The sequence below is a fragment of the Hypericibacter terrae genome, from assembly GCF_008728855.1.
Lineage (GTDB): Bacteria > Pseudomonadota > Alphaproteobacteria > Dongiales > Dongiaceae > Hypericibacter > Hypericibacter terrae.
The window spans coordinates 4937022-4951150 of the sequence record NZ_CP042906.1; the positions used below are offsets into that span (position 1 = coordinate 4937022).

Annotated in this window: 12 protein-coding genes; 4 read left to right on the forward strand and 8 right to left on the reverse strand. The window is 67.4% G+C overall.

The window, feature by feature from the left end; genetic code table 11:
• Positions 1–7: 7 nt before the first annotated feature.
• On the reverse strand, positions 8–2158 hold the full coding sequence (scpA, locus tag FRZ44_RS22535; RefSeq protein WP_151179291.1) for a methylmalonyl-CoA mutase: 2151 nt from the start codon (positions 2156–2158) through the stop codon (positions 8–10).
• A 174-nt stretch (positions 2159–2332) separates the two neighbouring features.
• Between scpA and FRZ44_RS22540 the strand changes: the two genes are divergently transcribed.
• Positions 2333–3544 (forward strand): aminotransferase class V-fold PLP-dependent enzyme, encoded by a 1212-nt coding sequence (locus FRZ44_RS22540; protein ID WP_151179292.1) that lies wholly within the window; start codon positions 2333–2335, stop codon positions 3542–3544.
• A 3-nt stretch (positions 3545–3547) separates the two neighbouring features.
• On the opposite strand, the gene FRZ44_RS22545 is transcribed toward FRZ44_RS22540, so the two are convergent.
• From FRZ44_RS22545 to FRZ44_RS22565, 5 genes are all read right to left on the reverse strand, one after another.
• Positions 3548–4105 carry a response regulator gene (locus FRZ44_RS22545; RefSeq protein ID WP_151179293.1) on the reverse strand — a complete coding sequence of 186 codons (558 nt, stop codon included), beginning with the start codon at positions 4103–4105 and terminating at the stop codon, positions 3548–3550.
• A gap of 170 nt (positions 4106–4275) precedes the next feature.
• Positions 4276–4824 carry a hypothetical protein gene (locus FRZ44_RS22550; RefSeq protein ID WP_151179294.1) on the reverse strand — a complete coding sequence of 183 codons (549 nt, stop codon included), beginning with the start codon at positions 4822–4824 and terminating at the stop codon, positions 4276–4278.
• Between the two features lie 143 nt (positions 4825–4967).
• Positions 4968–5861, reverse strand: a complete 894-nt coding sequence (locus FRZ44_RS22555; RefSeq protein WP_151179295.1) for a TIGR01459 family HAD-type hydrolase — start codon at positions 5859–5861, stop codon at positions 4968–4970.
• A 97-nt stretch (positions 5862–5958) separates the two neighbouring features.
• Positions 5959–7203 (reverse strand): EAL domain-containing protein, encoded by a 1245-nt coding sequence (locus FRZ44_RS22560; protein WP_151179296.1) that lies wholly within the window; start codon positions 7201–7203, stop codon positions 5959–5961.
• 110 nt (positions 7204–7313) lie between these two features.
• Positions 7314–8375, reverse strand: a complete 1062-nt coding sequence (locus tag FRZ44_RS22565; RefSeq protein ID WP_151179297.1) for a quinone-dependent dihydroorotate dehydrogenase — start codon at positions 8373–8375, stop codon at positions 7314–7316.
• 293 nt (positions 8376–8668) lie between these two features.
• Between FRZ44_RS22565 and FRZ44_RS22570 the strand changes: the two genes are divergently transcribed.
• From FRZ44_RS22570 to FRZ44_RS22580, 3 genes are all read left to right on the forward strand, one after another.
• Entirely contained in the window at positions 8669–9244 is a 576-nt protein-coding gene (locus FRZ44_RS22570; protein WP_225308400.1) for a S24 family peptidase, read from the forward strand.
• Between the two features lie 270 nt (positions 9245–9514).
• The gene (locus FRZ44_RS22575) at positions 9515–10378 is read left to right on the forward strand and encodes a branched-chain amino acid aminotransferase (RefSeq protein WP_225308401.1); all 864 of its coding nucleotides are present in this window, start codon (positions 9515–9517) and stop codon (positions 10376–10378) included.
• Positions 10379–10596: 218 nt separating this feature from the next.
• Positions 10597–11601, forward strand: a complete 1005-nt coding sequence (locus FRZ44_RS22580) for a patatin-like phospholipase family protein (RefSeq protein ID WP_225308402.1) — start codon at positions 10597–10599, stop codon at positions 11599–11601.
• Positions 11602–11800: 199 nt separating this feature from the next.
• Here FRZ44_RS22580 and FRZ44_RS22585 read toward each other — a convergent pair whose 3' ends face one another.
• A complete protein-coding gene (locus FRZ44_RS22585; protein WP_151179300.1) occupies positions 11801–12733 on the reverse strand; it encodes a homoserine O-succinyltransferase in 933 nt (310 codons plus the stop codon).
• A 58-nt stretch (positions 12734–12791) separates the two neighbouring features.
• Positions 12792–14111, reverse strand: a complete 1320-nt coding sequence (locus FRZ44_RS22590) for an O-acetylhomoserine aminocarboxypropyltransferase/cysteine synthase family protein (RefSeq protein ID WP_151179301.1) — start codon at positions 14109–14111, stop codon at positions 12792–12794.
• Positions 14112–14129: the final 18 nt, after the last annotated feature.

Below are 14129 nucleotides of genomic sequence, written 5' to 3' on the forward strand. Positions count from 1 at the left end.
GTAAGGCTCAAGCCGCTTTGCGGCGCCGGCGAATCATGTCGATCATTTCGGCCGCCGCCAAGGGAATGTTGGTGCCGGGTCCGTAGATGGCGGCCACGCCCGCCTTCTTGAGGAAGTCGTAATCCTGCGGCGGGATCACGCCGCCCGCGACCACGAGGATGTCGCCCGCCCCCGCCTTGCGCAGCGCCTCGATCAGTTGCGGCACCAGCGTCTTGTGGCCTGCGGCCTGCGAGGAGATGCCGACGACATGAACGTCGTTCTCGATCGCCTGGCGCGCCGCCTCTTCCGGCGTCTGGAACAGGGGCCCGATATCGACGTCGAAGCCCATATCGGCGAAGGCGGTCGCGATCACCTTGGCGCCGCGGTCATGCCCGTCCTGGCCGAGCTTCACGACCAGGAGGCGTGGGCGCCGGCCGGTCGAATCGATGAAGGATTTCACGTCGCGCTGGATCTGGAGGAAACGCTCGTCGCCCGCATAGGCCGCGCCATAGACGCCGCTGATGGAGCGGGTGGCCGCGCGATGGCGGGTGAAGACCTTCTCCAGCGCATCCGAGATTTCGCCGACGGTGGCCCGGGCGCGGGACGCATCGACGGCCAGCGCCAGCAGGTTGCCTTCGCCCGAGCGGGCCGCGTCGGTCAGGGCCGCCAGCGTCGCCGCGACTTTCGCCTTGTCGCGCGTGGCGCGGATCCGCTCCAGCCGCGCGATCTGCTGCTCGCGGACCTTGCTGTTGTCGATATCGAGCACATCGACCTGCGAGGGCTCGCTGGCGCGATATTTGTTGACACCGACGATGACCTCGTCGCCGCGATCGACGCGGGCCTGACGGCGCGCGGCCGCCTCCTCGATGCGCAGCTTCGGCATGCCGGTCTCGACCGCCTTGGTCATGCCGCCGAGGAGCTCGACCTCCTCGATGAGCTTCATCGCCTCGGCGCCGAGGCTCGCGGTCAGATGCTCGAGGTAATAGCTGCCGCCCAGCGGATCGACCACATGGGTGATCCCGCTCTCTTCCTGGAGGATCAACTGGGTGTTGCGCGCGATCCCGGCCGAGAAAGGTGTCGGCAGGCCCAGCGCCTCGTCGAAGGAGTTGGTGTGGAGCGACTGCGTGCCGCCCAGCACCGCCGCCATCGCCTCGACCGTGGTCCGGATCACGTTGTTGTAGGGATCCTGCTCGGTGAGGCTGACGCCCGAGGTCTGGCAATGGGTCCTGAGCGCCAGCGAGGCCGGGTTCTTCGGCTCGAACTGCTGCATCAACCGCGCCCAGAGCAGGCGCGCCGCGCGCAGCTTCGCCACCTCCATGAAGAAATTCATGCCGATGGCGAAGAAGAAGGAGAGGCGCGGCGCGAACTCGTCGATCTCGAGGCCGCGCGAGAGCGCCGCGCGCACGTAATCGACGCCGTCGGCCAGCGTGAAGGCCAGCTCCTGCACCGCCGTCGCCCCGGCCTCGTGCATGTGATAGCCCGAGATCGAGATCGAGTTGAACTTGGGCATATGCTGCGCGGTATAGGCGATGATGTCGGCCACGATCCGCATCGAGGGGCCGGGCGGATAGATATAGGTGTTGCGGACCATGAACTCCTTGAGGATGTCGTTCTGGATCGTGCCGGAGAGCTTCTCCGCCGGCACGCCCTGCTCCTCGGCCGCGACGATGTAGCCGGCCAGCACCGGCAGCACCGCGCCGTTCATGGTCATCGAGACGCTCATCTTGTCGAGCGGAATCCCGTCGAACAGGATCTTCATGTCCTCGACCGAATCGATCGCGACGCCGGCCTTGCCGACATCGCCCACCACGCGCGGGTGGTCGGAATCGTAGCCGCGATGGGTCGCGAGATCGAACGCGACCGAGAGCCCCATCTGTCCGGCCGCCAGATTCTCGCGATAGAAGCGGTTCGAATCCTCGGCGGTGGAGAAGCCGGAATATTGCCGGACGGTCCAGGGCCGGTTGGCATACATGGTGGCGCGGGGCCCCCGCAGATAAGGCGGGAAGCCCGGCAGGGTGGAGATCTCCGCCAGCCCTTCGAGATCGGCTGCGCTGTAGAGCGGCTTGACCGCGATGCCTTCGGGCGTGTTCCAGGTCAGGCTTTCGGGCGCAGCTCCGCCCAGTTCCTTGGCCGCCAGGGCCACCCAATCCGAGAGGGTTTTCTTTGGAAAATCAGGCAATTCGGAACCTCGCTCCCTAATTCCCCCAGTATAGCGGAGGGGGCTTCGCCGCGTCCATGCGAAGGGCCTCGCGCGCAAGGTCGCGGATCTCCGGCTGTCATTGCCAGCCCGGACCGGCCTCGCCATAGTCGCGGGCGGGCTCGACGCCCCTCTCTCAACAGCGAACCCCGTCTCATGCAAGCCCAGCCGGCTTCCGCCTCCGCGACCCCGAGCCCGACGACCGCGGCCAACCGGCCCGACTATGGCCGGTCGCTGCTGCCGCTCTGGCCGCTCGATCCCGCCATCGCCTATCTCAACCATGGCGGCTACGGCGCCACGCCGCATGAGGTGCTGGCGGACCAGCAGCGCTGGCGCCTGGAGCTCGAACGGGGACCCACCCGGTTCATGCAGCGGACGCTGCCCGAGGCCTTGCGCGCCAACGCCGCCGGGCTCGCGCATTTCCTGGGCGCCGAGCCGACCGACCTGGTGTTCGTCGAGAACGCCACGCAAGGCATCAATGCGGTGCTGCGCTCGCTGAGCTTCTCGGCCGGCGACGAGCTGCTGACCACGACCCATGTCTATGGCGCCGTGCGCAACACCATGCGCCATCTGGCGGACCGCTTCGGCGCGAAGCTGATCGAGGCGCCCCTGCCCTATCCGACCCTGGATTCGCAGACCGTCATCGACAGCCTCGCGGGCTCTATCAATGCGCGCACGAAGCTGCTGGTGATCGATCTCATCACCTCGCCGACGGCGCTGGTGCTGCCGGTTGCCGCCCTCGCCGCGAAAGCCCGCGCCGTCGGCGCCAGGATTCTGGTCGATGCCGCCCATGCGCCGGGCCAGATCGAGTTCGACCTGCCGGGGCTCGGCGCCGATTACGTCACCGGCAACGCCCATAAATGGCTGTTCGCGCCCAAGGGCACGGCCTTTCTCTGGGCCCGGCGGGACTGCCAGGCGGGCCTTCACCCGACCACCATCTCGCACGGGCTGGACCAGGGCTTCGTCACCGAGTTCGACTGGGTCGGGACGCGCGATCCCTCCGGCTGGCTGGCGACCGGCGCCGCGCTGGCCTTCTATCGGCGCATGGGCGGCAGCGCCATCCGCGCCCACAACCATGCGCTGGTGAACGAGGCGGCGACCCTGCTGTCGCGAGCCCTGGACGGCGAGGAGGGCCAGTCGCCCGGCTTGCGCGGCGCCATGGCGACGATCCGGCTGGCGGGCTTCGCCGGGCTCGACCGCCCGGCAGCACTTGCCCTCAACGACCGGCTCTGGCGCGAGCATGGCATCGAGGTGCCGATCATCCCGTTCGGCGGCAGCCTCTGGGTGCGGGTCTCGGCGCAGATCTATAACGAGATGGCGGATTATCGCCGGCTGGCCGACGCGCTGCTGGCGTTTCGCGGGACTTGAGCCTCAGCGCGTTGCGTAGCGGGTGGCGCGCGCCTTGGCCGGCGGCGGGACCAGCGGCGCCTGGCGGCGCTCGTCGCCCTCATGCTCCTGCGCCCGCATGCGCCGGTCGGGACCGACATAGCGCTCGCTCTCGATGAAGGGGCGCGCATCGCTCAAGACCCAGAGCACGCGGCTCATGATCGCCTGCACCGAGGCGGGCTTGGCGAGAAAGGCATTGATGCCGGCGTCGCGGGCATCTTTCACGCGCATGACGTTGGCCTGCGCCGCCATCATGATCAGCGGCGTGCGCGCCAGCTCTGCATCCTCCAGCGTCCTGACCGCGCGCACGAAATGGCTGCCGCCCTCGGGCTTCACGGTCCAATCGACGAAGGCGAAGTCGGGATGGATCTTGCGCAGCAGCGCCAGGCCGGACTCGTTGTCCTTGGCCGTGATCAGATCGCGGATGTTCATGTCGGTAAGGACGCGCTTCAGGATCGCCTGCATATGCGGGCTGTCGTCGACGATCAGGACCTTGAGCGCGCTCAAGATGCGCCGGGGCGCGGGCTGGATCGATGGACTCATGGTCGGTACCGGGCTCGAGTTCTTCCCCGGGAGTCATTCCCGGGCGTTCTCGCGGGCATGGACGCGACTGCCATTCAAGGGCGCCAGCCTAGGAATAGCGTCATGAATCGCCGGTTAACCCCGCCGCAGAAATCCCGCGGCCGGGCTAAAGATGCAGTTATTTCAATGCGCTATTTTTGCCCCATCAGGGCGTCGATGGCGTTCTGATCGACCCGGCGCGAGGGCTCGCCCTGCACGATGCCGCCTGCTTCGGCGACCAGCGCCTGCAGGCGCTGGGCATCGGCCGAGATCCTGGCAAAGGTCGCGGGGTCGCTCGTCTCGAGCGCCTCCTTCGCCTGCGCGATCGCGCCCGCGACCAGCGCGTTCATCTCCGCCACCACCAGCTCGAAACCGATGCGGAACTGCGCCGGCGCCAGACGATAGGCCTCGATCGCGAGCTCCGAATAGGAGAGGCCGCTGGCACGGAAATGATCCGCGTAGCTCAGCGGCTTCCAGGCGGCGAGGTCCTCGATGCTCTCCGGGCAGTCCGCCAGAATGTCGAGCAGCATCGCGGGCTCGTTGAAGTGATTGAGATAGTCGGTGGCCAGCAGCGATTTGGGATGAATCGGGGTGCCGGTCAGCCTTCCGCGCAGACGACCCTGCGGGTCGGCCATGCCGGTCTCGACGCCGTCGGATGAGAGACCCGACGCGGATTCCTGCGGTGACGTGACGGCAGACAAATGAAACGGCCTCTCCCGGACACAAGACTCCCCTGCCCCCGCTCGGCGGGGGTCCGGACCGGGGATGGTAGAAAGTGTGCGGTGAAGAAAGGCCTAAACCGGGATGCAGTCGCCGGCCATCAGCCATGCGTTCGCTGGCGGATTCACCAACAAAACCGGACCATCAGCAGGTCGGGATGCGCGACCGCCGTGGCGAGATGCCGCCCCATCTGCTGCGGGTCGGTGGCGCTCGCGGCGACCGAATCGGGCCCGCCCAGATGTTCTTCCAGGATGCCGCCGAGAATGAGGAGGCTGTCGATGCCAGCGGCATCAGCGCCGGCGATGTCGGTGCGCAGGGAATCGCCGATGCCCAGGATGCGCGCGCGCGGGACACCTTCCAGCAGCGCGAAGCAGCGCCGATAGACACCGTCATGCGGCTTGCCGTGGTAGCGCACCCGCCCGCCCATCTCCTCGTAGCGCAGTGCGATGGCGCCTGCGCAGATCTCGCGCACGTCGCCGCGCATGACCTCGAGATCGGGATTGGCGCAGATCATCGGCAGTTCGCGCGCGACCGCCGATCGCAGCAGGGATTCGAACTTGTCGAGCTTGTCGCCGGGACCTTCGATCCCCAGCGCCAGGATGAAATCGGCCTCGTCGGTCCGTTTCACCACCGTGACATCCAGCCCTTCGAGCATGCCGCGGTCGGTCGGCGCCATGATCGGCAGGCAGCGCCGCCCCAGCCCCCGATAGAAGGGCGCATCGAAGGATTTCAGCTCCTGCCAGGTGGCCTCGCCCGAGGTGACCAGCTCGTCGAACAGCGCGCGCTCGATGCCCATGGCGGCGAGGCGCCGCGTGGCTTCCTCGGACCGGCGCGGGGCGTTGGAGAGCAGCAGCACATGCTTGCCGCGGCGCTTCAGCTCGGCGAGGCAGGCCACCGCCGCGGGATAGGGCGCCACGCCGTTATGCATCACGCCCCAGAGATCGACCAGATAGCCGTCATAGCGGTCGGCCACGGCGGCGAGACCGTCCAGCAGGGGTGGAAGGGCGGGATGAGTCATGGGCGTCGATCGTGGATCAGGGAGAAGGGCGTCATGGGCGGGCCTCTAGATGCCCGAGCGGGCCCCGGGAGGCAAGCGCCGTTGCGGGGGCCTCGGATCAGAAATCGAGGCGCGACAGCCGCGGCTCGCCGAAGAGATAGCCCTGGCCGTAATCGATGCCGATGTCGAGCAGCTCGACCAGCATCGCGTCGGTCTCGACCTTCTCGACGATCAGATCGAGGCCGGCCACGTCGAGCTTGCGCTTGACCATCTCCGGATCCTGCTCGGCCACACCCAGAGGCGGCGGGATCAGGCGGTTGGCATCGACCTTGACGTAGCGGAAGTTGCGGCGTGCCAGCTCGATCGCATCGAACTCGAAATCGGTGACCTGATCGACCGAGAAGCGGAAGCCCAGCGCCGCCAGCTTCTCGAGGTCGCGCTCGAGCTCGGGGTCGTGGCGCTCGATCGCCGCCTGCGGGAACTCGAACACGATCGAGGAGGCGATCGCGCTGTGCTCGGCCAGGAGGGCGATGAACTGCTTGAAGAACTCTCGGTCCTGCAGCGAGCGCGGCGAGATGTTGCAGAAGAAGCCGGCGCTCATGTTGCGGTCGTAGAGCTTGCGCACGATCTGGATGCAGCGGAACAGCAGGATGTTGTCGATCGCGGTGATCATGCCGCTGCGCTCGGCCACGCCGACATATTGCTCGGGCAGCACCATCGCGCCGTCGCCCGCGGGGATGCGGGTATAGCATTCGAAGAAGCGGCGCTTGCGCTGCGGCAGGCTCACCACCGGCTGGACCCACAGCTCGACGCGGTTGTCGCGCAGCGCGTTCTCGACCGAGGCCAGGATCTTGCGCTCGTCGTAATCGCGGCGTACCGGTGCGGCGATGCGCGTTGCCGGCGCGCTCACGCCCATGGCGCTGGCATTGGTGCTGGCGGCATTGTCGGCCGGCGGCGGCTCGGCGAGCCCCTCGCCGGCGGCCCCGCTGCGCGCGGAATAGAGCCGCTCGATCAGCGACTGGAGCAGCTTCACCTCGGCCACGACCGTCGAGACGCCATTCTCCTGCTGGCGGTCGCGGATCGATTCGCGGATGGCATCGGCCTCGTCGCGCAGGCGCAGCAGCTCGCGGCTCTGGTCGCGCAGCGCGCGCGCCACCTCGGCGCGGTCGGCCTCGGCCAGGCGCAGCGCCGAGCGGGTCGCCAGCATCTGATGCAGCATGAGCCCCACCAGCAGCACGACCGCGCCCCACAACAAGCCGGGGCTCAGCAGCAATTCGGGCGCGCTTTGCGGCAGCGCATAGGCGGCCGCAACCGCGGCGGCGGCATAGAGCAGGAAAAAGGAGAAGTGGCGAATCAAGGACATCGCGGACGGTTTGTCTCGGCTGATGGTGCCCCAAAGGAGCCGCCAAGATGGCCGCGAACTGCTTGATTTATGCTTAACGCGGGCTTAAGCGGCCGCGCCGGCCGGAAGGTCTAGCGCGCGGCCGCACCGACCGCCTGGGAGAGGCTCGAAAACCCGTCGCGCCGCAGACTTTGCGCGAGCTCCCGCTTGATCCGCTGAACCAGCCCGGGACCTTCGAAGACCAGCGCGCTGTAGAGCTGCACCAGCGAGGCCCCGGCCCGGATCTTGGCATAGGCGTCGGCACCGCTGGCGATGCCGCCCACGCCCACCAGCGGCAGGCGGCCCTGCGTCAGCCGATACATCTCCGCCAGGAGCCGGGTCGAAGGCTCGAACAACGGTGCGCCGGAGAGCCCGCCGGCCTCGCCGCGGTCGGCGCCGCGGAGGCTGGCGGGCCGCGCGAGGGTCGTATTGGAGACGATGAGCCCGTCGATGCCCGACGCCAGCGCCACGGCGGCGATGTCGGTCTTGTCCTCGGGCTGCAGGTCGGGCGCGATCTTGACCAGGAGCGGCGGCGGCGCCGTCGGGCAAGCCTCGGCGCGCGCGGCCTTCACCGCCTCGATCAGGGCCGTCAGGGGCTCGCGGCCCTGGAGCGCCCGCAGTCCCGGCGTGTTGGGCGATGAGACATTGATCACGAGATAGTCGGCATAGCGTGCCAGCGCCTGCACGCCCCGCACATAGTCGGCCGCGGCATCGGCGCTGTCCTTGTTCTTGCCGAGATTGACGCCGAGGGGCCCCGGCAGATGCCCGCGATTTGACAGGCGACGCGCGACCGCGTCGATGCCGTCATTGTTGAAGCCCATCCGGTTGATCACCGCCCGGTCTTCGGTCAGTCGGAACAGGCGGGGCTTCGGATTGCCGGCCTGCGGTCGCGGCGTGACGCTGCCGATCTCGGCGAAACCGAAGCCCAGCCGGAGCAGCGCCCGGTAGGCTTCCGCGTTCTTGTCGAAGCCGGCGGCGATCCCCACCGGATTGGGGAAGCGACGCCCCCAGACGGAGCTCTCCAGAATAGGATCCTCAGGCCCGCGATCGCGCGGACCCAGCCCCATCGCCAACGCCCGGACGGTGAGCCGGTGCGCGGCTTCCGGCGCCAGCATCCGCAAGCCGGCGATGATCGGAGATGAACGATGTGTCATTCTTGGGGGACCCTAATAACCATCTGATAGGTTTACAGAATTGGTCAAGCCACGAATTATCCGCATACGGGGCGTGCCAATTTGACTGGTGCGGCAGGAACGATGTTGACGCATGGGTGACGCGGGGACTAAAGACGCAGCATTAGATGCGTCGAAGCAATGAACGGAAAGCACGGATGTGGGGACCCGTGCTCGAAAGGATTTGATTCGCGCTTGTTGTCAGCGAAGGAGAGATAATGTTGCGACACGCGGATGTGTGGCGAGCGATTGACCGTCTGGCCGGAAAGCATGGGATGAGCCCATCCGGTCTGGCACGCGCCGCCGGGCTTGATGCCACCACGTTCAACAAGAGCAAGCGCAAGAGCCCCGAAGGCAAGCTGCGCTGGCCCAATACCGACAGCCTCGCTCGAATCCTCGAAGCGACCGGCGAATCCCTGAATGGTTTTGTGAGCCTGATCGGCCCCTCCGGCGGCAATGCCGACCGGCGGACCTTGCCGATGCTCACCTATAGCGAGGCCAGCAAGTCGGGCCTGTTCGACGAGACCGGCTTCCCCACGGGGCGCGGCTGGGACGAGTTCGAACTGCCGACGGTCTCGGAGACCGGCGCCTATGTCCTCAAGATTTCCGGCAGCGCCCTCGAGCCGACCTACCGGTCTGGCGACCTCCTGATCGTGTCGCCGGCGGTTCCGATCCGGAAGAGCGATCGCGTCGTGATCAAGACCCGCAAGGGCGACGTGCTGGTGCGCGAGCTGGTCCGCCGCAGCGCCAAGCGCATCGAGCTGCGCTCGCTCAATTCGGCGCGCGAGGATCGCGCCTACGCCCCCGACGAGCTGCGCTGGCTGGCGCGGATCATCTGGGTCAGCCAGTAAGCCGTCGCTCGACCATCGCGACGCTTCGATAGCGAAAAAGGGCGGCATCTCGATTCCAGCGAGATGCCGCCCTCTTCATTTCGGACTGGATTCCTGACCAGCGGCATTCGATCCGGCCGCCCAAGGACAATGTCGCGGTGACATTGGCGCGAGCTTCGCGCATGCAGGCCATGCAGGTTCATCGGCGGCGAGCGAGTTTCGGCGCCGCCGGGGAACGGCTATGCTCGGAACCGGTACAGAAACCGACAGCAACCTCGCGAGAACCGGACCATGAGCAGCGACAAGCACGCCCCCGCCATCAATGCGCAGCATTTCATCGATGGCAAATGGGTTACGGGCAACCCGCTCCTCATGGGCGCCTGGTCGCATGCGATCTGGATGGGCTCTGCGATCTTCGACGGCGCGCGGGCCTTCGAGGGCGTGACGCCCGACCTCGATCTTCATTGCCAGCGTGCGATCCGCTCGGCCACGGCGCTGGGCCTGGCCTCGCCGATGCCGGCCGGCCAGATCGAGGAGATTCTGCGCGAGGGCATCGCCAAGTTCCCCAAGGGCACGCCGCTCTATCTGCGGCCCTTCATGTGGTCGGAAGACGGCTTCATGGCGCCCGACGCCGCCACCACGCGGATCGCGATCTCGGTGGTCGAGGCGGCGCTGCCCGACCCCAAGGGCTTCTCGGCCTGCCTGTCGAAATGGCGCCGGCCGAGCCCCGAGACGGCGCCCACCAACGCCAAGGCCGTGGCGCTCTATGCGCAGGCCGGCCGCGCCAGCGCCGACGCGAAATCGAAGGGCTTCGACGAGGGCGTGATGCTCGATCCCATGGGCCATGTCGCCGAGTTCTCGAGCTCGAATCTCTGGATCGCCAAGGACGGTGCCGCCCATACGCCGGTCGCCAACGGCACCTTCCTCGCCGGCATTACCCGCGCCCGCGTGATCAAGCTGCTGCGCCACGCCGGCGTCGAGGTCTTCGAGCGCACCCTCACCTATCAGGAGGTGAAGGATGCGGACGAGGTGTTCTCTACCGGCAATTACGGCAAGGTCATCCCCGTCACCAACATCGAAGGCCGCCATCTGCAGCCGGGCCCCGTCTTCCAGCTCGCGCGGCGCCTCTACTGGGATTTCGCCCACGGGAAGTAGGCCGCAAGGACCCGGGCCGCCGGCCCATCGGCCTGTTTCGACGCTCTATCCGATGATGCTGCTCTGCACCATAATGCCCATATAAATGGCACAATTCCGCTATATTTCAGTGCTATGATCCAGCATTGGAGTATTGTGCGATGCGATATGGATGGACTCGGCCAGCGACCCGGCAGGGTCGGCCGGCCAATGACGGCGGGGCCCCGCGGCGCGCCGGGTTGCCGGCCCTGGATCGGTTGCCCTGGTCGCGGAGGAAGGGTGGCGAGACGCCCGCCGGATTGCTGTCGCTGGCGCTTCAGGGTGGCGGCTCCTTCGGCGCCTTCAGCTGGGGCGTGATCGATCGGCTGATCGAGCAGCATGGGCTGACGATCGATGCGCTGAGCGGCACCAGCGCCGGGGCGATCAACGCGGTCATCCTGGCGGACGGGCTCGGCGTCGGCCCCGACGAGGCCCGCGAGAAGCTGCAGCGATTCTGGAAGCGGGCCAGCGACGCGGCCCTGCTCACGCCCTTCGGTCCCTTGCGCAGCATGGGGGTGACGGGATCGGCGGCGACCACGCTGGCCTTCTCCACCCAGCTGGTCTCGCCCTACCAATATAATCCGCTGGGCCTCAATCCGCTGCGGTCGATCCTCGCCGATCTCGTGGATTTCGAGCGGCTGCGCAAAGCCTCGTCGCGACGCCTGTTCATCGCGGCCACGCAGGTGAAGACCGGGCGCTTGCGCCTGTTTCGCGAGACCGAGCTCACCTTGGAGATGGTGCTGGCCTCGGCCTGCCTGCCGCTGCTGCATCACGCCATCGAGATCGAAGGCGAGCTCTATTGGGACGGCGGCCTGAGCGCGAACCCGCCGCTGCGCCGGCTGGCGATGGAATCCGACGCCGACGATCTCATGCTGGTCCAACTCACGCCCGAACGCCTGAAGGCCCTGCCGCAATCCTCGCAGGAGATCGCGCGGCGCGTGAATCAGATCTCCTTCAACAGCCCGCTGCAGGGCGAGCTGGAAGCGCTATCCAGCCTGACGGCGCTCTGCCGCAGCGAGCCGTTCCTGCTCTCGCGCGAAGCCCGCAAGCTGCACCGCCTGCGGCTGCACCGGATCGCGGCCGAGGACGAGGTCGACGGGCTCGAGCGCAACAGCGCGCTCGATCTCGACTGGTCGTTCCTGACGAGGCTCAAGGAGAGCGGACGAAAGGCGGCTGATGCCTGGCTGGCGGCAACGGGGTATTGAGACCCCGCGCTCATATCACTCCGCAACAGCAATTTCTCGTCATGCCGGCGAAGGAGCGTGTGAAGAAATCGAATGATGCCGTAAGAGGGCGTCAGAAATACTCTCGCCCCCTCCCGCAAGGGGAGGGGGCTTGGAGCTTCTATGCTTCGCTCGATTCTTTCACACGCTCCTTCGCCGGGGTGACGAAAGAGTGGATCCGCTACCCCCGCACCCATTGCGGCTGCCGGCCCGCCGGTCGCAGAGAAGTCTGGACCGCGGGCCGGTCGAGCGAGTGCAGCCAGTTCTGGAACAGGACGCGGGCCACGGCGCGCCAGCTGTTGACGGGGGTCCGCTCCGCATTGCCGCCGGGAAAATAATTCTCCGGCATCGGCATGGCCTCGCCGGCCGCCAGGTCGCGTCGATATTCCCGTGCCAGCGTGTCGGCGTCATATTCGAAATGATTGAAGGCATAGACGGCGCGGTTCGCGTCATCCTCGATCAGGCAGAGCCCCGACTCCGCCGAGGCGATGACGGAGGTCAGCCCCGATTGCCGGGCGATGTCCTCGACCGACGATTCGGTGTAGCGGGACACCGGCACGGCAAAGCGCACCGGCAAGCCGCGCGCGAGGGAAGAGTCCGCCGCCGTGAGGCGGTGATCGAACAGCCCGAACAGCTTCGCCGGCAGGACCTGCTTGCCGACGCCGTGGAACCGGTGGAGGGCGGCCTGCGCCGCCCAGCAGACATAGAAGCTGCTTGTCGCGCGTTTGCGGGCCCAGTCGAGGATGCGGCAGAGCTCGGGCCAGTAATCGACGGCGCCGAACGGCAACAGCTCGACCGGCGCGCCGGTCACGATCACGCCGTCGAGGCCCTGGGCCGCCACCTCCGGCCAGGGCCGGTAGAAATCCTCGAGATGCCGGAGGGGCGTGTTGCGCGGCCGGTGCGTCGCCGGCAGCGTGAGGATAAGCTCGACATCGCGCCGCCCCGATCCGAGCAGCCGCGCGAACTGGGTCTCGGTCGCGGGCTTGTCCGGCATCAGATTGACGAGCCCCACCCGGAGGGGCGGTGCGCCGATGCGCGGCTCATCCAGAACCTCGATGCCTTCCGCGCGCAGGATCGCGCTCGCGGGCAGTCCGTCGGGAAAAATGATCGCCATGATTGCCGCCTTGAGAAGGGCGGTTGGCGGGCGGCGTTCCTGCCGCCCGCCAGCCACCTCACGCCGCCGCCGCGAGGCCCGCTGAGACGGCGGCGAAGGCCTGGGTCAGGTCCGCGAGGATGTCGTCGATATGCTCGATCCCGACCGAAAGCCGGACATAGCCGGGCGTCACGCCGGTGGCGCCCTGCTCGGCCTCGGTCAGCTGCGAGTGCGTGGTGCTCGCCGGATGGATCGCGAGGCTGCGCGCGTCGCCGATATTGGCGACGTGATAGAAGAGCTTGAGCGCATCGATGAAGTGCCGGCCCGCCGCCTCGCCACCCTTGAGCTCGAAACCAACGAGCCCGCCCAGGCCGCCCTTGAGATAGGCCTTGGTCCGCCGCCGCTGCTCGGCGTCGGTGTGGGTGCCCGGGAAGATCACCCGCGTCACCGCCGGGTGGTTCTGCAGGTAGTTGGCGACCGAGGCCGCGTTGCGGGAATGCTCGCGCATCCGCAAGGGCAGGGTCTCGAGCCCCTGGATGAACTGGAAGGCGTTGAACGGGCTCATCGACATGCCGAGGTCGCGCTGCAGCGTGACCCGGGCCTTGAGGATATAGGCGATGGGGCCCAGCGGCTTCGCGGCCTGGGTCCAGATCGCGCCGTGATAGCTGGGATCGGGCTGGTTCAGCATCGGAAAGCGGTCGGCATGCTGTTCCCAGTCGAAATTGCCGCCATCGACGATGGCGCCGCCGATCGAGGTGCCGTGGCCGCCGATATATTTCGTGGTCGAATGGACGACGATGGCAGCCCCATGCTCGAACGGCTTGCAGATCACGGGCGCCGCCGTGTTGTCCATGATGAGCGGCACGCCGAGCGAGCGCCCGATCGAGGCCACCTCGCCGATCGGGAACACGGCCAGCTTCGGATTGGGCAGCGTTTCGGCGTAATAGGCGCGGGTGCGGCTGTCGGTGGCGCGCCGGAAGGCTTCTGGGTCGACCGGATCGACGAAGCGCACCGTGATGCCCAGGGTCGAGAGCGTGTGGGCGAACAGGTTCCAGGTGCCGCCATAGACGTCCGTCGAGCTGACGATATTGTCGCCCGCATGGCAGATATTGAGGACCGCCAGCGCGGACGCCGCCTGGCCCGAGCTCACGGCCATCGCGGCAACGCCGCCTTCGAGCGCCGCGAGCTTCTGCTCGAGTGCGTCGCAGGTCGGGTTCATCACCCGGGTGTAAAGGTTGCCGAGCTCCTTGAGCGCGAACAGGTTCGCCGCATGAGTCGTGTCACGGAACTGGTAGGAGGTGGTCTGGTGGATCGGCACGGCGACGGAACCCGTCACGGGATCGTTGCGGGGGCCGGCATGCAGCATGAGGGTCTCGGGATGGGTCGTGGCGCTCGTCATGGGATCTCTCTCTTTTCG

Coding starts and splice junctions, on each gene's coding strand:
- FRZ44_RS22565 (WP_151179297.1), bottom strand. CDS start 8,375: ATGACACATCGTTCATCTCCGATCATCGCCGGCTTGCGGATGCTGGCG.
- FRZ44_RS22555 (WP_151179295.1), bottom strand. CDS start 5,861: ATGACTCATCCCGCCCTTCCACCCCTGCTGGACGGTCTCGCCGCCGTG.
- FRZ44_RS22545 (WP_151179293.1), bottom strand. CDS start 4,105: ATGAGTCCATCGATCCAGCCCGCGCCCCGGCGCATCTTGAGCGCGCTC.
- FRZ44_RS22575 (WP_225308401.1), top strand. CDS start 9,515: ATGAGCAGCGACAAGCACGCCCCCGCCATCAATGCGCAGCATTTCATC.
- FRZ44_RS22570 (WP_225308400.1), top strand. CDS start 8,669: ATGAGCCCATCCGGTCTGGCACGCGCCGCCGGGCTTGATGCCACCACG.
- FRZ44_RS22560 (WP_151179296.1), bottom strand. CDS start 7,203: ATGTCCTTGATTCGCCACTTCTCCTTTTTCCTGCTCTATGCCGCCGCC.
- FRZ44_RS22585 (WP_151179300.1), bottom strand. CDS start 12,733: ATGGCGATCATTTTTCCCGACGGACTGCCCGCGAGCGCGATCCTGCGC.
- FRZ44_RS22590 (WP_151179301.1), bottom strand. CDS start 14,111: ATGACGAGCGCCACGACCCATCCCGAGACCCTCATGCTGCATGCCGGC.
- FRZ44_RS22540 (WP_151179292.1), top strand. CDS start 2,333: ATGCAAGCCCAGCCGGCTTCCGCCTCCGCGACCCCGAGCCCGACGACC.